This is a genomic window from Streptomyces venezuelae, from assembly GCF_008642375.1.
In the GTDB taxonomy this organism is placed as follows: Bacteria; Actinomycetota; Actinomycetes; order Streptomycetales; family Streptomycetaceae; genus Streptomyces; species Streptomyces venezuelae_G.
In genome coordinates, this window is the sequence record NZ_CP029194.1 from 4,426,034 (window position 1) to 4,444,979 (window position 18,946).

The window sequence follows — 18,946 nt, forward strand, 5'->3', positions numbered from 1 at the left end:
CGTGACGATCCGCGAATTCAAGATGCCCGACGTGGGCGAGGGCCTCACCGAGGCCGAGATCCTCAAGTGGTACGTCCAGCCCGGTGACACCGTCACCGACGGTCAGGTCGTGATCGAGGTCGAGACGGCCAAGGCCGCCGTCGAGCTGCCGATCCCCTTCGACGGCACGGTCCACGAGCTGCGCTTCCCCGAGGGGACCACGGTCGACGTCGGCCAGGTCATCATCTCGGTGAACGTCGGCGGTGGCGCCGCGCCCGAGGCCCCGGTGGCCGAGGTTCCCGTGACCGAGGCCGCCCCCGCGGCGGCCCCCGCCGCCCCGGAGGCCGAGGACGAGGAGCCCAAGGGCCGTCAGCCGGTCCTCGTCGGTTACGGCGTGGCCGCCAGCTCCACCAAGCGCCGGGCGCGCAAGGCCCCCGCGGGCACCGCCCCGGCCGCCCCCGCGACTCCGGTCCAGGCGGCGCCCGTCGCCGTCTCCGTACCGGAGCAGCTCAACGGGCACGCGTCGGGCGGCGCCAGGCCGCTGGCGAAGCCGCCGGTCCGGAAGCTCGCGAAGGACCTCGGCGTCGACCTGGCGACGGTCACCCCGACCGGCCCGGACGGCGTCATCACCCGGGAGGACGTCCACGCGGCGGCCGCTCCGGTGACCGCCCCGGCGCCCGCACCGGTCGTCGAGGCCCCGGCCCCGGTCCAGGCGCCGGCACCCGTGGCGGCCTCGGCCCCCGCGGTGTCGCCGGACGCCCGGGAGACCCGGGTTCCGATCAAGGGTGTGCGGAAGGCGACGGCGGCGGCGATGGTGGGTTCGGCGTTCACCGCGCCGCACGTCACCGAGTTCGTGACCTTCGACATCACGCGCACGATGAAGCTGGTCGAGGAGCTGAAGTCCGACAAGGACATGGCGGGCCTGCGGGTCAACCCGCTGCTCCTCATCGCCAAGGCCGTGCTGGTCGCGGTGAAGCGGAACCCGGAGATCAACGCGGCCTGGGACGAGGCGGCGCAGGAGATCGTCCTCAAGCACTACGTGAACCTGGGCATCGCCGCGGCCACCCCGCGCGGTCTGATCGTGCCGAACATCAAGGACGCGCACGCACAGACCCTGCCCGAGCTCTCGAAGTCCCTGAGCGAGCTCGTCGCCACCGCCCGCGAGGGCAAGACGACGCCGGCGGCGATGCAGGGCGGCACTTTCACCATCACCAACGTCGGCGTCTTCGGCGTCGACACCGGTACGCCGATCCTGAACCCCGGCGAGTCCGCGATCCTCGCGGTCGGTGCGATCAAGCTCCAGCCGTGGGTCCACAAGGGCAAGGTGAAGCCCCGCCAGGTCACCACGCTGGCCCTCTCCTTCGACCACCGCCTGGTCGACGGCGAGCTCGGCTCCAAGTTCCTGGCGGACATCGCCGCGGTCCTGGAGCAGCCGAAGCGCCTCATCACCTGGGCGTGACGCGCGAGTTGCGACGTTTCACGTGAAACACCCGGTGGTGGCATCAGCCACCACCGGGTGTTTTGCTGTGCGGCATGGATCTGCTCCTCGAACCACCGCACGGCGCCGGGCCCGTGCGCCTCGGCATGACGCTCGACGAGGCTCTGGCGGCCGTCTCCCCCTGGGTGAGCCCCGGCTCGACACCCGGCCGAACCGTGCCACGGGGACCGTCTCGACGAAGTGTGACGCGGTGGCGGTCGAGGTGTTCCTGGAGGAGGAGAACACCGTCACGGCCGTCGAGCTGTGGTGGCCGGGGGAACGGCGGACGACCTCGACCCGGGTGCTCCTGGACGGCGCCGACGTGTTCCGTACCCCGGCCGACGAGCTGCTGCGGGGCCTCGCGGCCCATGACGCCGACGGCGAGGACCCGTTCGTCCCCGGCCTCTCGCTCGGCTTCACCCGGCGCACCTCCCAGGAGGTACCGCGCACCCGGAAGGGCCTTCCCGTGTGCTTCACCTCCGTACTCGTCGGCGGCACCGACTACTACGACCACCGGCTCTAGAGCCAGGCCCCCCTCGTCCACGATGCGGACGGGGGGATCTGTTGCACCTCTGTTGTATCTATGCTGTGCGCATGCCATCAGCGCCAGCCGGCCCCGCCATCCAGCCCACCAAGCAGGCGCCCGCCGCCGACCGCGTCTACATGCACGTCAAGCAGGCCGTACTCGACCGGCGGTACGAGGGAGGCACCCTCCTCACCGAGGGCGAACTCGCCCAGGCCGTCGGAGTGTCCAGGACCCCCGTCCGTGAGGCGCTGCTCAAGCTGGAGATGGAAGGGCTGCTCAAGCTCTACCCGAAGAAGGGCGCCCTCGTCCTGGCCGTCTCCGCCCAGGAGATCGCCGACGTCGTCGAGACCCGGCTGCTCGTCGAGGAGTTCGCCGTCCGCCGGGCCGTGCCCGCGTCCGCCGCGCTGATCGAGCGGCTCGAAGAGCTCCTGGAGGAGCAGAAGCGGCGCGCGGAGGCCGGCGACCTCGCCGAGGTCGCGGTCACCGACCGCTGCTTCCACGCCGAGATCGTCCGCCACGCCGGCAACCAGATCCTCTCCCGCCTCTACGACCAGCTCCGCGACCGGCAGCTCCGCATGGGCGTCGCCGTGATGCAGTCCCAGCCGGACCGGATCGCCAAGAACATCACCGAGCACGCCGAGATCCTCGACCGGATCCGCGCGGGCGACGTGGAGGGCGCGGCCCACTGCGTCCGCCAGCACCTCAGCTGGGTCAAGGTCCTGGTCCGGGGTGAGGACCGGTGAGCAGGTCCTACGGCTCCGCCGTCAGCCTCCCCGGCGACCCGCCCGGCGGTCGCCGGGCCGCCCTCGTCTGGGGCGTCGGCGTCGCCGTCTACTTCGTCGCCGTCATCTTCCGCACGTCCCTGGGCGTCGCCGGACTCGACGCCGCCGACCGCTTCGACGTCAACGCCTCCGCGCTCTCGACCTTCTCCATACTCCAGCTGCTCGTCTACGCGGGCATGCAGATACCCGTCGGGCTCATGGTCGACCGGCTCGGCACGAAGAAGGTCCTGGTCATCGGGGTCCTGCTCTTCACCCTCGGCCAGCTGGGCTTCGCGCTCTCCCCCACCTACGGCACGGCGCTCGCCTCCCGCGCGCTCCTCGGCTGCGGCGACGCCATGACCTTCATCAGCGTCCTGCGGCTCGGCAGCCGCTGGTTCCCCGCCCGGCGCGGCCCGCTCATCGGCCAGGTCGCCGCCCTCTTCGGCATGGCCGGCAACCTCGTCTCGACCGTCTTCATCGCCCGCGCCCTGCACGGCCTCGGCTGGACGACCACCTTCGTCGGCAGCTCCCTCGCGGGCGTCCTCGTCCTCGTCCTGCTGCTGCTCTTCCTCAAGGACCACCCCGAGGGGTACGAGCCCGAGCCCGCCCAGCACGCCGGCGCCGCCTTCGTACGCCGCCAGATCGCCGAGTCGTGGCGGGAGCCCGGCACGCGCCTCGGCATGTGGGTCCACTTCACGACCCAGTTCCCCGCCATGGTGTTCCTGCTGCTGTGGGGACTGCCGTACCTCGTCGAGGCGCAGGGCCTGTCCCGGGGCACGGCGGGCGAGCTGCTCACCCTGGTCGTGCTCTCGAACATGGTCGTCGGCCTCGCGTACGGGCAGATCATCGCCCGCCACCACAAGGCCCGGGCCCCGCTCGCCCTCGGCACGGTCGCGGCCACCGCGCTGCTGTGGGGGGCCACCCTCGCGTACCCCGGCGACCACGCCCCGATGTGGCTGCTGATCACCCTCTGCCTGGTCCTCGGGGCCTGCGGACCGGCCTCGATGATCGGCTTCGACTTCGCGCGTCCGGCCAATCCGCCGGAGCGTCAGGGCACCGCCTCGGGCATCGTCAACATGGGTGGTTTCGTCGCCTCGATGACGACGCTTCTCGCCGTGGGCGTGCTGCTCGACGCGACCGGCGGCAACTACCGGATCGCGTTCTCGTCGGTCTTCGTCCTGGAGGCGGTCGGCGTCGTGCAGATCCTGCGCCTCAAGGCCCGCACCCACCGCAGGGAGCGGGAGCGGCTCGTCGCGAGCCGCGTGGAGGCCGTGCACGTACCGGCCTGACGGATCAGCGGGGCGTCACCGCGAAATTGTCGAGGATCGCCCGCGCCAGGCCCTCGTCGCCCTCCACCTTGACGCGGTCGGCGACGTCGGCCGGCCGGACGCGGCCGCAGGCGAGCCGTACGAACGTCTCCCAGTCCGTCGCGAGCGTCACCGCCGGGCCGAGCGAGGGCGCGCCGTCGACCGAGCCCCGGCCGTCCGCGTCCACCCGCACCGTCCGCAGGAACTCCACGGGACCGGTCACGTCGAGCACCACCGCCGAGGAGGCGGGCGCCCCGGCGTCCTTGGCGACGACCTTCGGGAGGGCCTCCAGGAGCACGTCCCGGGTGACGTGCGCGCCGGCCGAGTCCAGGTTGCCCGGCACGCCGAGCGCGGTCCGCAGGTCCTGCTCGTGCACCCACACGTCGAAGGCACGCATCCGGTAGGCCAGTTCGAGGGACTGCTCGGCGCCGAGGGGCGCGCGGATCAGGTGCTCGGGGGAGCGGTTCTCGTTGCGGAGCTGGCGGGCCCGGCGGATGAGGATGTACTCGAGCTCCGAGGTCATCTCCGGGGCGGTGTGGTGCCGCCGCACGTCGACCTGGACTTCCATGTAGCGGGCGAAGTCACTGCGCACGTGGTACAGGTCGCGCGGCAGGGAGTGGATCGGGCGCGGGTCGCCGAGCATCTCCGTCTCCATGCCGATGACATGGGAGACGATGTCCCGAACCGACCAGCCGATGCACGGAGTCGGCCGGTTCCACTCGCCCTCCACAAGCGGCTGCACCAGCTCGGCTATCGCCTCGATGGAGTGGGTCCAGGCGTCGGCGTAGTTCTGGAGGCTGGGATGGACGGTCACGGGACCCCTCGGCGGTTCTTCGGTGCGCGGGCTGAAAACACGACTGGGTGGGAGGCTCGGACGCTAAGTTACGCTGCCCGAAGGCACCCCGGCAGTGCTTTCGTGTGACGATCGTAGGCCGGTGTTGACGGCTCGAATGCCAGGACGGTGGTAGTGTGCGCGCCTCGCTGATCCAGATCGCGGTAGACCCGGACGAACCGGTCGACGCCAGGCGGGCCCGCGCGGCCCGTCTCGTACGGGAGGAATCCGGCCACGCCGATCTCGTCGTCCTGCCGGAACTGTGGACCGTCGGCGCCTTCGCGTCCGACCTCTTCGCCGCCGAGTCCGAGCCGCTGAACGGCCCGACGCACCGGGCGATGGCGGAGGCCGCGCGGGATGCCGGGGTCTGGCTGCACGCCGGCTCCTTCATCGAGGCGGAGGGCGGCGCCCTCTACAACACCTCGCTGGTCCTCTCCCCCGACGGCGAGCTCGCCGCCTCCTACCGCAAGATCCACCGCTTCGGCTTCGACAAGGGCGAGGCGGTGCTGATGGCCGCCGGGGAGGACCTGGTCACCGTCGACCTGCCGCACCTCACGCTCGGCGTCGGCACCTGCTACGACCTGCGCTTCCCCGAGCTCTTCCGCGGCCTCGTCGACGCGGGCGCCCAGGCCTTCGTCATCCCGGCCGGCTGGCCCGCGCTCCGCCGCGCGCACTGGACGCTCCTCGCCCGGGCGCGGGCGGTCGAGAACCAGGCGTACGTCCTCGCCTGCGGCACCGCAGGCACCCACGCGGGCGTCGAACAGGCCGGGCACTCGATCGTCGTCGACCCGTGGGGCGAGGTCCTCGCTGAGGCCGGCCCGGACGAGGAGATCCTGCGGGTCGTCCTCGACCCGGCGAAGGTGACGGCGACGCGCGAGCAGTTCCCGGCACTCAAGGACCGCGTCCTGGGCGTCGCGGCGCCGCGCGTCCGGCGTCCCTGAGCCCCACAGGAGAGGCGACACCTTCGTGAACGACCAGGAGAGGGCGGCTCTCGCCGCCTTCGCGGGACTCTTCGGACCGCCGCCCGAGGCACCCGCTCCGCCCGTCGCCTGGGACGCGGTCGAGGAATGGCTCGGGCTGCGGCTGCCCGCCGACTACAAGGCGATAGCCACCGTCTACGGCCCGCTAGACATCGGCGAACGGCTCTGGCTGCACACGCCGTTCGCCGAGGACGGCGGCCTGTTCGACTACGGCCGGTTCGTCGAGAACGGCCGCCGCGCCCACCCCGGGCTCGTCGCCTTCGGCGCGACCCGCATGTCCGACACCCTCTACTGGGACACCGCCGTCTCCGACGACTCCGACCGGTGGCCCGTCGTCGTCCACGTGCAGAACCTCGCGAACGCCGGCAAGGACCCCTGGCTCCGCCCCGGCACCACCCTCCTGCCCACCCTCAGCGGCTTCGTCTCCGACGGCCTGCGCCCCGCCGTCACCCGAAGCCGCCTTGCCGGCGACGAGGCCTACGCCTGGACCCCGCCGCCCCGGCGCCCCGGACCCACCCCCGAGCGGCACGCCGCCTTCACCGGGGGCGGCGGCCTGGAGACCCTCACCGCCCTGGTCCCGCCCCCGGCCGAACCGCTCCTCGGCGAGCAGAGCTGGGAGTGGCTGTACGAGCGCCTCGGCACCCGGCTCCCCACCGAGTTCGTCGCCCTGATGGAGACGTACGGGGCGGGCGACTTCTGCGAGTGGCTGCGGTTCGGCCTGCCGCTCGGCACCGGGCACTACGACCTCGCGCCCTCCGTCGAGTGGTTCGGCGCCGCCTACCGGGACCTGCGGGCCGCCCATCCCGAGTACCAGCCGCTGGCGGTCTGGCCCGAGCCGGGCGGCTTCCTCAACTTCGCCGACACCATCGACGGCGACGAACTGTGCTGGCTCACCGAGGGCGACGACCCGGACGCCTGGCCGCTGATCGTCATTCCTCGCCATGCCGACCAGGGCCCGCCGCTCACCGGCACGCTCACCGAGATCCTGCTCGCCTGGCTGCGCGGCAGACTGGCCACGGAGGGGTTCCCCCACCTCGTACGCCAGGGCCAGGACCCGGTGGAGGCCCTGAAGTACCTCGAGTTCCACTCGTACGGGGCGAACGCGGGCCAGGCCGACCAGTAGGGGTCAGTACTGGCTCTCCGCCCAGAGCCGCGTGACGCGGGAGAGGCCCGCGCGGACCGCGCCGCCCCGGGTGAGCGCCGCGCGGTCCACCCCCGCGAAGATCAGCGCCAGGGACAGGTCCGCCGCCCCCGCCCGGCCCGCGACCGTCACGTCCAGCTGCCGCCGCCTCCCGCGCACGGACACGGTGACGCCCGGGTCCTCGGCGTCCGCCTCCCGGGCGAGCACCCAGGAGCGCCGGTTCACGGCCCACAGCCGGTAACGGTCGCCGCCGTACCGCAGGTTCAGCCCGCGCTGCCGGGCGGTCGCGCCGAAACGGTTCCGCGACACGTACACATGGGCGTCGCCGACGCGGAGGGTCGCGCGGTTCAGGGTCGGCAGCCGGATCGCTTCCGTGTGGATGCCCCGCGTCTCGTACGAGGCCGGCGGGACGAGCCCGCCCCGCAGTTCCGACATCACCACCTGCGGCATCGTCTGGCGCAGCGGCGCCTCCACGGTGATCTCGCCGAACTCGGCGGACGCGCCCCGCCAGCCGGCCCTCCGCTCGTACCCCTTGCCCTCGCGCCAGGGGAGCAGCGTGAACGGTGTGACGGTGGTGTGCATGGCGCCCCCTCGGCCTCGTGTGCTCGTCAGACGACGATCGCATGGAGCGCCGCGCGCTCCGGCTCCGGGCCCGGCGCGTACTCCGCCCAGGCCGCCGCCAGCCTCCGTACCGCTTCCGTCAGGACCTCGGGCGGCGCGAGGAAGTGGAGCCTGAGGTGACGGAGACTGCCGCCGAGGGCGTCGGCCGTGGCGCCCGGGAGGACGGCGACCCCGTGCCGGAGGGCGAGTTGGGCGAAGGACACGCCGTCGCCGTGCGGCAGCCGTACCCACAGCGTCTGTCCGCCCGTCGTCGGCGCGCAGGACCAGGAGGGCAGCCGCCGGGCGAGCTCGGCCCTGAGGTGGTCGTGGCCGGCGCGCACCGCCGCCGTACGGGCGGCCAGGACGGGCGTGAAGTCGTCGAGGAGGCGGATCGCGGCCAGTTGGGACGGGAGGTCGCTGCCCAGGTCGTGGAGGGCCTTCAGCCGGGCGAGGCGGGCGATCAGCGGCGCCGGCCCCCGGACCCAGCCGATCCGCAGCCCGCCCCACACCACCTTGCTCAGCGAGCCGACGGAGATCACCTCGCCGTAGGAGGAGAGGGACGGCGGCTCCGCCGCTCCGGTGTCGAAGGCCAGGTCGGCGAGGACCTCGTCGTCGACGAGCGGCACGCCCAGCGCGTTCGCCGCCTCGACGAGCCGGCGGCAGGCGAGCGACGGGAGGACGGTCCCGGTCGGGTTCTGGAAGCGGGGCACGACATAGGCGAGCGCGGGACGGTGACGCTCCATCACCCGCACCGCCTCCGCGACGTCCACACCGTCGGGGCCCACCGCCACCGGCAGCGGTACGGCCGCCGCCTCCCGGAAGAGGTCCAGCGCCCCCGGATACGTCGGCGCTTCCACCAGCACCCCGTCGCCGGGCGCGAGCAGCAGCCGGGTCAGCAGCGAAAGCCCCTGCTGGGCGCCGGTGGTGACCAGGATCCGCTCCGGACCGGTCGGCACGCCCCGCGCCCCGTACCGCGCGGCGACCGCCGCCCGCAGCGCCCCGAGCCCCGCCGGGTGGTAGCCGAGGTCCGCGTCCGGCAGGACGAGGGAGCGGTACGCCTCCGCCAGCGCGGGCGGCGGCTGCGAGGGCGCGGCGCAGCTCAGCAGGATCACGTCGTCGGGCGACTCCAGGAGGTGCAGGAAGAGCGGGTTCGACGTCTCGGTCACCCGGGGCCGCTCCGGCGCGAGCGCCGCCCGCGCGACCCGGGTACCACTGCCCTGGCGCCGTACGAGCCTGCCCTCCTGACGGAGCGTGTCGTACGCGGCGACGACCGTCGTACGGCCCACGGAGAGGGCCGACGCGAGCCGCCGGTCCGGGGGCAGCGCGGCGCCGGGCGGCAGCGCCCCCTCGTCGATCAGGCGGCGCAGCCGGGCGGCGAGCAGCAGGTAGAGCGGGCCGCGCCCGGCCGACCAGCGGCCGAGCCGGGCGACGAGCGCGTCGATCGTGTGTGGGGCGAGGCTGATCGGCTCCATTGCCGATCCAATCTGCCGGGATTGGACCTGGGATGGCAAACGCCCTGTCCACAGACTGTCCGCATGAGCCACGCCGACTCCGCTCCCGTCGCCCGCACCGCCGCCACCCACTCCGCCGCCCCCCACTCGGCTGCCGCGACCCGCCCCGAGACCCTCGCCGTGCACCCGCCCCACGTCGAGATCACCGGCAGCAGGCCCCTCGGCGTCCCGCTCCACCAGGGCCACGTCTTCGCCTTCGACTCGGCCGACGCCCTCGCCGAGGCCTTCACCTCCCCGGACACCTTCCTCTACAGCCGTCTCGGCAACCCCACCGTCCGCACCCTGGAGGACGCCGTGGCCCGCCTCGAAGGCGGGGCCGCCGGCCTCTCCTTCGCCTCCGGCATGGGCGCCGTCAACGGCGTCCTCCACGCCCTGCTCGGCAGCGGAGACCATGTCATCGCCCAGACCTGCCTGTACGGCGGTACGTACGCGGTCCTCACCGACCTCGCCACGCGCTGGGGCGTCGACGTCACCTACGTCTCCGGCACGGACCCGGAGGAGGTGCGGGCGGCCCTGCGCCCGGAGACCCGGCTCCTCTACCTGGAGACCATCGCCAACCCGACCACCCGCGTCTCCGACCTGCCCGCGCTCGCCGCCGTCGCGGGCGAGGCGGGGGTGCCGGTGGTCGTCGACAACACCTTCGCCTCCCCGCTGCTCTGCCGGCCCCTCCACCACGGCGCCGACATCGTCGTCCACTCCGCGACCAAGTACCTCGCGGGCCACGCGGACGTCCTCGGCGGCATCGCCGTCTTCAAGGACAGCGAGGTCCACCGCCGGGTCCGCCGCCACACGGTCGAACAGGGCGCGTCCACCGACCCGTTCGCCGCCTGGCTCACCCTGCGCGGCATGCAGACCCTGTCGCTGCGCATCGAGCGCCAGTGCGCGAACGCCGCCGAGCTCGGCGCCCGGCTCGCCGCGCACCCGGCGGTCGCGGCCGTCCGGCACCCCGCGCTCGCGAGCCACCCGGACCGGGAGATCGCCGCGCGGCTGCTGCCGGACGGGGGCGGCGGGGTGATCTCGGTCGACCTCGCGGGCGGCCGGGAGGCGGGCCGGATCTTCGTCGAGGCGGTACGGGTGGCATCGCTGAGCGTCTCCCTGGGCGATGTGAAGACCCTGGTCATGCACCCGGCCTCCACCTCGCACCACCAGCTCGACGCCGAGGCCCTGGCGGCGGCGGGCATCGGCCCGGGCACGGTCAGGATCTCGGTCGGCATCGAGCACGTCGAGGACCTGTGGACGGACCTGGAGCAGGCCCTGGAACAGGTCCTGGCCAAGGCCGAGTAGCCCACCCGCAGGCGGTTCAGTCCTCCCGCTCGGCCATGCGGATCACGCACACGGCCACGGCGACGAGCAGGGCCGCGTCCGCGTCCTCACGGACCACGTTCACGGCGTACGTCTCGCGGACGTGGAACCACTGCCGGGAGATGTGGGCCAGGAGCTCGCCGTCGTACTCGACGGTGAACTCCCGGTCCAGGATCCGCCCGCTGACGTCCAGTTCGGTGCCCTCGGCGAGGGTCACCCGGTAGTGGTTGCGCAGGAGCGACAGCCGCTTGCGGCGGATGCTCGCGAGGGGGCGCCCGTCCCGCTCGATCGTCATCGAGTCCCGCAGGCTGAACATCTTCTGGCGCAGGGTGATCAGGACCTGCCCGTCGGGGGCCTTCAGCTCCAGGGTGTCGCGCAGCCGCAGGGCCTTGCCGTCGACGAGGAAGGCGTGGCGGCCCTGCTCGTCCTCGATCCAGTAGTCGTCGCCGATCGCGAAGATCTTGTCCCGTACGAGATATTTCATGCGGATATGCCTGCCCCGAAGTCCCGCACCTCACGCGGTGAACCTCACGCGGTGAACCTCACCCGCCCGGCCTCGCGAGCACCTCACACCCCGAAGTAGCGGATGAAGGCGTCCGGGGTCGCGCCGAGCATCTCGCCGAAGGGCGAGTTCAGCTGATGGATCAGCAGCACCGTGAACGCGATGAACCCGGAGAGACCCATCACCATCACCACGTGCGTCGTGCTCTTCTTGATCCCGAAGAGGAACATGAACGCCAGCGTCAGCGCGCCGCCGATGAGCAGGCCCGTCCACAGCACCGGGGAGAGCCGCTCCTGCGCCGCCGCCTCCCGGCCGCGCCGGGCGTCGTCGACGTAACCGAGCTGGGCGAGCACCTCCTGGGCCGCGATGTGCTCGGACACCTTGTCGGAGTCGGACACCTCGCTGGCGCGCCGCAGCTGTTCGAGCAGCGTCCAGCCGGAGGTGTCGAGGGGTTCGCGGGCGGCCATCGCCGGCCACTCGACGTCGACGACGTGGTTCGCGTACGAACGGGCCGTGTCGCGCAGCGGCTGCCGCAGGCCGGCGGGGAGCGCGTCCGCGAGCAGATAGGTCTGGTGCAGGGCGCTCGCCTCGGCCTGGACGTGGTCGGCCGCGGAGGAGCGGGTGTCCCAGACGGAGACCAGGCAGAGGCCGAGGACGACGGCGTAGAGGACGGACACCATCATGGCGATGTACTCGGCGACGTCCTCGCGGGGTTCGTCGTCCTCGCCGACCGGGAAGAGCCTGGTCTTGGCGACGACGCCGAGCGCGGCGACGAACGCGACGCCGAGGACGACGACCAGCGTCTCGAAGAGGGCCACGGTCAGCCCCGCCGGTTGCCGAGGAGGGCCGCGGCGACGGCCGCGGGGATCAGGAGCAGCAGCAGGATGATCACGACGCTGAGCTCCCGCGCCTCCTGACTGCGGCGCCGCAGCCGCCCGAGGAAGCCCTCGTCGTCGAGAGCACCGGCACGGAGGACGGAGGGTGGCGCGGTGCCGCCGGACCGCTGCTCGGAGCCTAGGGGGACGGGGAGGGAAGCGCCCGGCGGCGAGGACGCTGTCGAGGGCGGTGGCGGAGGGAGTACGGGTACGGGAAGGGCTTCGGCTGCGACACCACCACGTCCAGGAGAAGCCACACCGGCAGCACCGGCAGCACCGGCAGGAGGAGCACCAGCCACACCCACAGCCCCAGGCGCCCCAGCAACCCCCACAGCCCCAGTCACACCGCCACCCCCAGTCACACCGCCACCCCCAGCCACACCGCCACCCCTTGCCACACCACCACCCCCAGCAGCAGACCCCCCAGGTGCCCCACCGCTCCCCGCCTTCGCCTTCGGCCGCGTCGTCGGCCCCGCCCGCCCGGCCGACGTCGCGACGCCCGCGCGCGCCGGGAGGGTGAAGACGGCCGAGGACCGGGCGGAGAGGGTGGGTGCGGGCAGGCGTTCGCCGCGGGGCCCGTAGGTGGTGACGCGGTCGCTGCCGGCGGCGACCCCGGTGCTCCGGTGGGTGCCAGGTGGCCGCCGTACGACGGCCGTGCAGCGGGCCGAGGCCCCGGGCGCGAGCAGGGCGACCGCCCCGGCGCCCGCCCCGCAGTCGGCGGTACCCGGCGCGAGGCCGAGACCCGGGTCCCCGATCCGTACCGCGTGGAGCGGCCGGTTCCCGTGGTTGGTCACGGTGTACGCGACGGTGGCCGACCCCCAGGCCACCCCGAGGCCCCGCCCGGTGCCCCCGCTCCGCCCCGGGGCCCCGAGGGTGACCCGTTCGGTGAGGCGGAGACTGCCGACGACCCCGGCGTACCCGGTGCGGGCGGTCGCGACGATCCGCCGCCGCAGGGACGGGATGTCGCCCTCCGCGCGCGCGGTGGCCCGGCGCTCCCCGCCGACCGCGCGGAACCGGGCGACGCACTCCAGCTTCCCGAGCGCGGCGAGCGTGCGCCCGGGGCAGCGCACGGCCCCGGCCGGCACGGCGGGATCGACGACCCGGACCCCGTACAGATGGGCCTCCCCGCTGTTCACGAGGCGGTACCGCTTCACGACCTGCGCCCCGACGCGTACGGCGGGCGGCCGCAGTCCGCTGTGCCCCCGCCCGTTCACGGTCACGGTCATCCGCAGCGCCCCGTCCCCGGCCCCGCCCGCCCACGCCCCGGGCAGCCCGGGGAGGGCGAGACAGGGCAGGACGAGCAGCCCCACCAGGAGTCCGCTGCTCGCCCTCACCCGATGGCGGCAATAGTCAGATGATCTGCTCGCAAGCTCGGCCATGCCCGCCATGCTGACCAGCCCCGCCTCGCGCCCCCACCCCCGGACACGCACCCCAGCCCCACCCGGCCCCCACTTTCCACCCGTACGGCACCCTTGACCCATGACCGACTCCGCGCCCGCACCCGCGCCCCGACGTGCCCGTGTCCGCGCCCCCGAGCTGATCGGCAAGGGCGGCTGGCTGAACACGGGAGGAGACGACCTCACTCTCGCCGACCTGCGAGGGAAGGTCGTTCTGCTCGATTTCTGGACCTTCTGCTGTGTGAACTGCCTGCACGTTCTCGACGAGCTGCGTGATCTGGAGGAGAAGCACCGCGACACCCTCGTGATCGTGGGTGTGCACTCGCCGAAGTTCGTGCACGAGGCCGAGCACCAGGCCGTCGTCGACGCCGTCGAGCGGTACGAGGTGCATCACCCCGTGCTCGACGACCCGGAGCTCGCGACCTGGAAGCAGTACGCCGTGCGGGCCTGGCCGACGCTCGTCGTGATCGACCCCGAGGGGTACGTCGTCGCCCAGCACGCCGGTGAGGGGCACGCCAACGCGATCCGGACGCTCGTCGAGGAGCTGGAGGCCGAGCACGAGGCCAAGGGGACGCTGCGGCGCGGGGACGGGCCGTACGTGGCGCCGGAGCCCGTCGCCACCGATCTGCGGTTCCCCGGCAAGGCGGTCCTGCTGCCCTCCGGGAACCTCCTCGTCTCCGACACCACCCGGCACCAGCTCGTCGAGCTGGCCGCGGACGGGGAGACCGTCGTGCGGCGCATCGGCGAAGGGGTGTTCCGCGAGCCCCAGGGCCTCACGCTGCTGCCCGACGGCAAGGTCGTCGTCGCCGACACCGTCAACCACGCCCTGCGCGTCTTCGACCCGGAGACCGGCGCGATCGAGATCGTCGCCGGCACCGGGAAGCAGTGGTGGCAGGGGTCCCCGACCTCCGGGCCCGCCCTGGAGGTGGACCTGTCCTCGCCGTGGGACGTCGCCTGGTGGCAGGGCAAGGTGTGGATCGCCATGGCCGGCGTCCACCAGATCTGGACGTACGACCCCGAGAGCGGGACCGTCGAGGTCGCCGCCGGGACGACGAACGAGGGACTCGTCGACGGCCCGGCCGCCGAGGCCTGGTTCGCGCAGCCGTCCGGGCTCGCCGCCACCGAGGACCGGCTGTGGATCGCCGACTCCGAGACCAGCGCCGTCCGCTGGATCGACACCGACCGGGTCGTCCACACCGCCGTCGGCACCGGGCTCTTCGACTTCGGCCACCGGGACGGCGAGGCCGGTCAGGCCCTGCTCCAGCACCCGCTGGGCGTGACCGCCCTCCCCGACGGCTCGGTCGCGATCAGCGACACGTACAACCACGCCCTGCGCCGCTTCGACCCGGCCACCGGCGAGGTCAGCACCCTCGCGACCGATCTCCGCGAGCCCAGCGACGCGGTCCTCGTCGGCGGCGACATCGTGGTCGTCGAGTCCGCCCGGCACCGGCTCACCCGGCTGCGCCTCCCCGAGGAGGCCGTCCAGGTCGAGGCGGTCGCCCACCGCACCCGGCGCGAGGCGACCGAGATCGCGCCCGGCCGGCTCCGCCTCGACGTCGTCTTCCAGGCCCCGACCGGGCAGAAGCTGGACGAGCGGTACGGCCCCTCGACCCGCCTGCTCGTCTCCTCGACCCCGCCGGAGCTGCTCCTCGGCGGCGAGGGCACGGGGACGGATCTCTTCCGGGAGCTCGACCTCAATCCGGAGCTCACCGAGGGCGTCCTGCATGTCTCGGCCATGGCCGCGTCCTGCGACGACGACCCGGCGAACGAGTACCCGGCCTGCCACGTCCACCAGCAGGACTGGGGTGTCCCGGTGAAGATCACGGAGACGGGCGCGGCCCGGCTGCCGCTGATCCTCGCCGGTATGGACGCGTAGTCAGCGGACGAGACCCTGGTGCCTGGACGGCCGCCCGGCGGCGGCGTCCAGGCACCCGTCCACCCAGGCGGCCGGGTCGTGCACGGCCCGGTCGCCGCCCATGCCCTGCCGCTCCATGCGCACGCACTCGCCGGCGAGCAGCGCCTTCGTCCGCGTGCCGTCCACGTCGTACCCGCGGATCCGGGACGCCATGACGAAGCCGCCCTCGTAGGCGATGTCCGTCCCCCACGGCGGCCGGTCGTTGTACGTGCCGATCAACACCCCCGCCACCGCCGTGGCGACCGCGACGGCGCCCCCGACACCCGCGATGAACCTGCCCCGGGAGGGCCCCTCATGACGATGCATGAGGCGACCCTGCCAAGCGGCACCTTTCGCGGATGTTTCGCGGCAGGGCCGCTGGGCCTCAGCCCTCCAGGAAGGCGACGATCGCGTTCGCCAGGAGGTACGGGTCGTCCGCGCCGCACAGCTCGCGGGCGCTGTGCATCGAGAGGATCGCGACGCCGATGTCGACCGTCTGGATGCCGTGGCGGGCGGCGGTGATCGGGCCGATCGTCGTGCCGCACGGCATGTCGTTGTTGGAGACGAACGACTGCCAGGGCACGCCCGCCTTCTCGCAGGCGGCGGCGAAGACGGCCCGGCCGCTGCCGTCGGTGGCGTACCGCTGGTTGACGTTCACCTTGAGGATCGGGCCGCCGTTGACGCGCGGGTGGTGCGTCGGGTCGTGGCGCTCCGCGTAGTTGGGGTGGACCGCGTGGCCGGTGTCGGAGGAGAGGCAGACCGTGCCGGCGAAGGCGCGGGCCCGGTCCTCGTAGGAGCCGCCGCGGGCGTAGACCGAGCGCTCCAGGACGTTGCCGAGGAGGGGGCCCTGGGCGCCGGTGTCGGCCTCGGAGCCGTTCTCCTCGTGGTCGAAGGCGGCGAGGACCGGGATGTACGGGAGGTCGTCGCGGCCCGCGAGGGAGGCGAGCGCGGCGACGGCGGCGTGGACGGAGAGCAGGTTGTCCATGCGCGGTCCGGCGAGGAGCTCGCGGTCGCGGCCGAGGTAGGCGGGCGCCTCGACGGGGTGGACCATGAGGTCCCAGCCGGTGACGTCCTCGGCGTCGACGCCGGCCTCGGCGGCGACGAAGGAGATCAGGTCGCCCTCGTGGACCTTGCCGATGCCCCACACGGGCTGCATGTGGCGCTGGCGCTCCAGCTTGAGGCCGTCGTTGGCCTGGCGGTCGAGGTGGATGGCGAGCTGGGGGACGCGCAGCAGCGGCCGGTCCACGTTGACGAGGCGGTGGCTTCCGTCGCGGAGGGTGAGGCGGCCGGCGAGGCCGAGGTCGCGGTCGAGCCAGGTGTTGAGCAGGGTCCCGCCGTAGATCTCGACGGCGACCTGGCGCCAGCCCTGGGCGCCCATGTCGGGGCGGGGCTTGACGCGCAGGTTGGGGGAGTCGGTGTGGGCGCCGACGATGCGGTACGGGGTGTGGGCGGAGGCGCCCTCCGGCACGTACCAGGCGATGATCGCGCCGCCGCGGACCACGTACTTCCCGCCGCTCGTCCCGTCCCACTCGGCGGTCTCCTCGACGCGCCGGAAACCGGCCTTCTCCAGCCGGTCGGCGGCGGTCGCCACCGCGTGGTACGCCGACGGGGAGGCCGTCAGGAAGGAGATGAGGTCATCGGTGTGACCGCGGTCGAAGGGGCCGGCCGTGGGGCGGGAAGCTGCGCTGCTCATGGGCTCCACCTTACGCAGGGGCCGGAACGCGGCTCCGGCGGCCGGGAGCTGAGCCTCCCCCCATGAACCGAGCCCGAAAAGGAAACAGCACGGCCCGCCCCCCTCCCCGGGGACGGGCCGTGCCGGCAGGACGAGTGGGCGTTCTTAGAACGCGGCCTCGTCCAGGTCCATCACCGAGTTGTCGACGGCCTCGGCCAGCGCGCGCTCGGCGGAGACGCCCGGCAGGACGTTGGCGGCGAAGAACTTCGCGGCCGCGATCTTGCCCTGGTAGAAGGGGACGTCCTTGGCGCCGGCGCCCTCGGCGAGCTTCTCGGCGGCGACGGCGGCACCGCGCAGGAGCAGGTAGCCGACGACGACGTCGCCGGAGGCGAGCAGCAGGCGGGTGGTGTTCAGGCCGACCTTGTAGATGTTCTTGACGTCCTCGCCGGTGGCGGTGAGGTCGGTGATCATCGTGCCGACGATGGCCTCCAGGTCGACGGCGGCCTTGGCGAGCGCGTCACGCGCGCCGGCCAGGTCGTCGCCGCCGGTGCCGACCGCGAGGAACTTCTTGATCTCCTCGGAGAGGGCGTTCAGGGCCGCGCCCTGGTCGCGGACGATCTTCCGGAAGAAGAAGTCCTGGCCCTGGATGGCCGTGGTGCCCTCGTAGAGGGTGTCGATCTTGGCGTCCCGGATGTACTGCTCGATCGGGTACTCCTGGAGGAAGCCGGAGCCGCCGAAGGTCTGGAGCGACTGCGCGAGCTGCTCGTAGCCCTTCTCGGAGCCGTATCCCTTGACGATCGGGAGCAGCAGGTCGTTCAGGCCGTGCAGCGCCTTGGCGTCCTCGCCGGCCGCTTCCTTGATCGCGATCTCGTCCTGCACGGAGGCCGTGTAGAGGACGAGGGAGCGCATGCCCTCGGCGTACGCCTTCTGCGTCATCAGCGAGCGGCGGACGTCGGGGTGGTGCGTGATGGTGACCTTGGGGGCGGCCTTGTCCATGAAGTTGGCCAGGTCGGTGCCCTGGACGCGCTCCTTGGCGTACTCCAGGGCGTTGAGGTAGCCCGTGGAGAGGGTGGAGATCGCCTTCGTGCCGACCATCATGCGGGCGAACTCGATGATGAGGAACATCTGGCGGATGCCCTCGTGCTTGTCGCCGATGAGCCAGCCCTTGGCGGGGTGCTGGTCGCCGAAGGTCATCTCGCACGTGTTGGAGGCCTTGAGGCCCATCTTGTGCTCGACGTTCGTCGCGTAGACGCCGTTGCGCTCGCCCAGCTCGCCGGTCTCCCAGTCGAACTCGTACTTCGGGACGAGGAAGAGGGAGAGGCCCTTGGTGCCGGGGCCGGCACCCTCGGGGCGGGCGAGGACGTAGTGGAGGATGTTCTCCTCCATGTCGTGCTCACCGGAGGTGATGAAGCGCTTCACGCCCTCGATGTGCCAGGAGCCGTCCTCCTGCTGGACGGCCTTGGTGCGGCCGGCGCCGACGTCGGAGCCGGCGTCGGGCTCGGTGAGGACCATGGTGGAGCCCCAGCGCTTCTCGACCGCGATCTGCGCGATCTTCTTCTGGGCCTCGTTGCCCTCGTTGTAGAGGACGCCGGCGAAGGCCGGGCCGGAGGAGTACATCCAGATGGCCGGGTTCGAGCCGAGGAGCAGCTCGGCGTAGGCCCAGACGAGGGAGCGCGGGGAGACGGTGCCGCCGATGCCCTCGGGGATGCCGAGGCGCCAGTACTCGGAGTCCATGAAGGCCTTGTAGGACTTCTTGAAGGACGCCGGGACGGGGGCGGTGTTGGTCTCCGGGTCGAAGACCGGCGGGTTGCGGTCGGCGTCGGCGAAGGAGTCCGCGAGCTCGTTCTCGGCGAGACGGCGGATCTCGTCGAGGATGCTCTTGGCGGTCTCGACGTCCATCTCCTCGAACGGACCGGTGCCGTACACCTTGTCGCGGCCGAGGACCTCGAAGAGGTTGAACTCGATGTCGCGGAGATTCGACTTGTAGTGCCCCATGGCGACGGCTCCGTAAGGCTCGGGGAGGCGGATGTCCGGAATGCGCGCGTCGGGTGCTCGTACTACCGGTGAGTAGCCCACGCTTCTCTACGATGATGCTACCCACCGGTAATAAGAGCAACCCCTATCCGGGGATCTGTGACACGAGCCGCAGAAAAAGGGCCCGGGGCATGTGCCCCGGGCCTCCTTCGTCCT

The 18,946-nt window shown here is 72.8% G+C and carries 17 protein-coding genes; 8 read left to right on the forward strand and 9 right to left on the reverse strand.

What is annotated here, in order from left to right; all coding sequences use genetic code 11:
* Positions 1 to 22: 22 nt before the first annotated feature.
* The 4 genes from DEJ46_RS20225 (at position 23) to DEJ46_RS20240 (ending at position 4,032) form a co-directional block, all read left to right on the forward strand.
* Positions 23 to 1,438 (forward strand): dihydrolipoamide acetyltransferase family protein, encoded by a 1,416-nt coding sequence (locus tag DEJ46_RS20225; RefSeq protein ID WP_150274590.1) that lies wholly within the window; start codon positions 23 to 25, stop codon positions 1,436 to 1,438.
* 229 nt (positions 1,439 to 1,667) lie between these two features.
* Positions 1,668 to 1,979, forward strand: a complete 312-nt coding sequence (locus DEJ46_RS20230) for a hypothetical protein (RefSeq protein ID WP_223834833.1) — start codon at positions 1,668 to 1,670, stop codon at positions 1,977 to 1,979.
* A gap of 71 nt (positions 1,980 to 2,050) precedes the next feature.
* A complete protein-coding gene (locus DEJ46_RS20235; RefSeq protein WP_150268374.1) occupies positions 2,051 to 2,725 on the forward strand; it encodes a GntR family transcriptional regulator in 675 nt (224 codons plus the stop codon).
* Positions 2,722 to 4,032: an MFS transporter gene (locus DEJ46_RS20240; protein ID WP_150268376.1), complete on the forward strand. Its 1,311-nt coding sequence runs from the start codon at positions 2,722 to 2,724 to the stop codon at positions 4,030 to 4,032. The genes DEJ46_RS20235 and DEJ46_RS20240 overlap by 4 nt, the downstream gene beginning before the upstream one ends.
* A gap of 4 nt (positions 4,033 to 4,036) precedes the next feature.
* Here the strand turns inward: DEJ46_RS20240 and DEJ46_RS20245 are convergent, their stop codons facing one another.
* Positions 4,037 to 4,864, reverse strand: coding sequence for a maleylpyruvate isomerase family mycothiol-dependent enzyme (locus DEJ46_RS20245; RefSeq protein ID WP_150268378.1), 828 nt, complete (start codon positions 4,862 to 4,864; stop codon positions 4,037 to 4,039).
* Between the two features lie 155 nt (positions 4,865 to 5,019).
* On the opposite strand from DEJ46_RS20245, the gene DEJ46_RS20250 reads away from it, so the two are divergent.
* Positions 5,020 to 5,823 carry a carbon-nitrogen family hydrolase gene (locus DEJ46_RS20250; RefSeq protein ID WP_150268380.1) on the forward strand — a complete coding sequence of 268 codons (804 nt, stop codon included), beginning with the start codon at positions 5,020 to 5,022 and terminating at the stop codon, positions 5,821 to 5,823.
* A 25-nt stretch (positions 5,824 to 5,848) separates the two neighbouring features.
* Entirely contained in the window at positions 5,849 to 6,985 is a 1,137-nt protein-coding gene (locus tag DEJ46_RS20255; RefSeq protein WP_190622773.1) for an SMI1/KNR4 family protein, read from the forward strand.
* 3 nt (positions 6,986 to 6,988) lie between these two features.
* Here DEJ46_RS20255 and DEJ46_RS20260 read toward each other — a convergent pair whose 3' ends face one another.
* Positions 6,989 to 7,585, reverse strand: coding sequence for a hypothetical protein (locus tag DEJ46_RS20260; protein ID WP_150268382.1), 597 nt, complete (start codon positions 7,583 to 7,585; stop codon positions 6,989 to 6,991).
* A 26-nt stretch (positions 7,586 to 7,611) separates the two neighbouring features.
* Positions 7,612 to 9,075, reverse strand: coding sequence for a PLP-dependent aminotransferase family protein (locus DEJ46_RS20265; RefSeq protein ID WP_150268384.1), 1,464 nt, complete (start codon positions 9,073 to 9,075; stop codon positions 7,612 to 7,614).
* Between the two features lie 63 nt (positions 9,076 to 9,138).
* Here DEJ46_RS20265 and DEJ46_RS20270 point away from each other — a divergent pair, with 63 nt between their 5' ends.
* Positions 9,139 to 10,398 carry a trans-sulfuration enzyme family protein gene (locus DEJ46_RS20270; protein WP_223834835.1) on the forward strand — a complete coding sequence of 420 codons (1,260 nt, stop codon included), beginning with the start codon at positions 9,139 to 9,141 and terminating at the stop codon, positions 10,396 to 10,398.
* 16 nt (positions 10,399 to 10,414) lie between these two features.
* On the opposite strand, the gene DEJ46_RS20275 is transcribed toward DEJ46_RS20270, so the two are convergent.
* The 3 genes from DEJ46_RS20275 to DEJ46_RS20285 form a co-directional block, all read right to left on the reverse strand.
* Positions 10,415 to 10,900, reverse strand: coding sequence for an LURP-one-related/scramblase family protein (locus DEJ46_RS20275; protein ID WP_150268386.1), 486 nt, complete (start codon positions 10,898 to 10,900; stop codon positions 10,415 to 10,417).
* 83 nt (positions 10,901 to 10,983) lie between these two features.
* A complete protein-coding gene (locus tag DEJ46_RS20280) occupies positions 10,984 to 11,736 on the reverse strand; it encodes a DUF4239 domain-containing protein (protein ID WP_150268388.1) in 753 nt (250 codons plus the stop codon).
* Positions 11,737 to 11,738: 2 nt separating this feature from the next.
* The gene (locus DEJ46_RS20285) at positions 11,739 to 13,127 is read right to left on the reverse strand and encodes a hypothetical protein (protein WP_150268390.1); all 1,389 of its coding nucleotides are present in this window, start codon (positions 13,125 to 13,127) and stop codon (positions 11,739 to 11,741) included.
* Positions 13,128 to 13,272: 145 nt separating this feature from the next.
* Between DEJ46_RS20285 and DEJ46_RS20290 the strand changes: the two genes are divergently transcribed.
* Positions 13,273 to 15,066: an NHL domain-containing thioredoxin family protein gene (locus DEJ46_RS20290; RefSeq protein ID WP_150268391.1), complete on the forward strand. Its 1,794-nt coding sequence runs from the start codon at positions 13,273 to 13,275 to the stop codon at positions 15,064 to 15,066.
* Here DEJ46_RS20290 and DEJ46_RS20295 read toward each other — a convergent pair whose 3' ends face one another.
* The 3 genes from DEJ46_RS20295 to DEJ46_RS20305 form a co-directional block, all read right to left on the reverse strand.
* A complete protein-coding gene (locus DEJ46_RS20295) occupies positions 15,067 to 15,411 on the reverse strand; it encodes a hypothetical protein (protein WP_150268393.1) in 345 nt (114 codons plus the stop codon). It abuts the gene before it with no gap.
* Between the two features lie 58 nt (positions 15,412 to 15,469).
* Positions 15,470 to 16,777 (reverse strand): M18 family aminopeptidase, encoded by a 1,308-nt coding sequence (locus tag DEJ46_RS20300; protein ID WP_150268395.1) that lies wholly within the window; start codon positions 16,775 to 16,777, stop codon positions 15,470 to 15,472.
* A 144-nt stretch (positions 16,778 to 16,921) separates the two neighbouring features.
* On the reverse strand, positions 16,922 to 18,751 hold the full coding sequence (locus DEJ46_RS20305) for an acyl-CoA dehydrogenase (protein ID WP_150268397.1): 1,830 nt from the start codon (positions 18,749 to 18,751) through the stop codon (positions 16,922 to 16,924).
* Between the last annotated feature and the right edge of the window lie 195 nt (positions 18,752 to 18,946).

Coding starts and splice junctions, on each gene's coding strand:
- DEJ46_RS20225 (WP_150274590.1), top strand. CDS start 23: ATGCCCGACGTGGGCGAGGGCCTCACCGAGGCCGAGATCCTCAAGTGG.
- DEJ46_RS20235 (WP_150268374.1), top strand. CDS start 2,051: ATGCCATCAGCGCCAGCCGGCCCCGCCATCCAGCCCACCAAGCAGGCG.
- DEJ46_RS20260 (WP_150268382.1), bottom strand. CDS start 7,585: ATGCACACCACCGTCACACCGTTCACGCTGCTCCCCTGGCGCGAGGGC.
- DEJ46_RS20265 (WP_150268384.1), bottom strand. CDS start 9,075: ATGGAGCCGATCAGCCTCGCCCCACACACGATCGACGCGCTCGTCGCC.
- DEJ46_RS20270 (WP_223834835.1), top strand. CDS start 9,139: ATGAGCCACGCCGACTCCGCTCCCGTCGCCCGCACCGCCGCCACCCAC.
- DEJ46_RS20275 (WP_150268386.1), bottom strand. CDS start 10,900: ATGAAATATCTCGTACGGGACAAGATCTTCGCGATCGGCGACGACTAC.
- DEJ46_RS20290 (WP_150268391.1), top strand. CDS start 13,273: ATGACCGACTCCGCGCCCGCACCCGCGCCCCGACGTGCCCGTGTCCGC.
- DEJ46_RS20295 (WP_150268393.1), bottom strand. CDS start 15,411: ATGCATCGTCATGAGGGGCCCTCCCGGGGCAGGTTCATCGCGGGTGTC.
- DEJ46_RS20300 (WP_150268395.1), bottom strand. CDS start 16,777: ATGAGCAGCGCAGCTTCCCGCCCCACGGCCGGCCCCTTCGACCGCGGT.
- DEJ46_RS20305 (WP_150268397.1), bottom strand. CDS start 18,751: ATGGGGCACTACAAGTCGAATCTCCGCGACATCGAGTTCAACCTCTTC.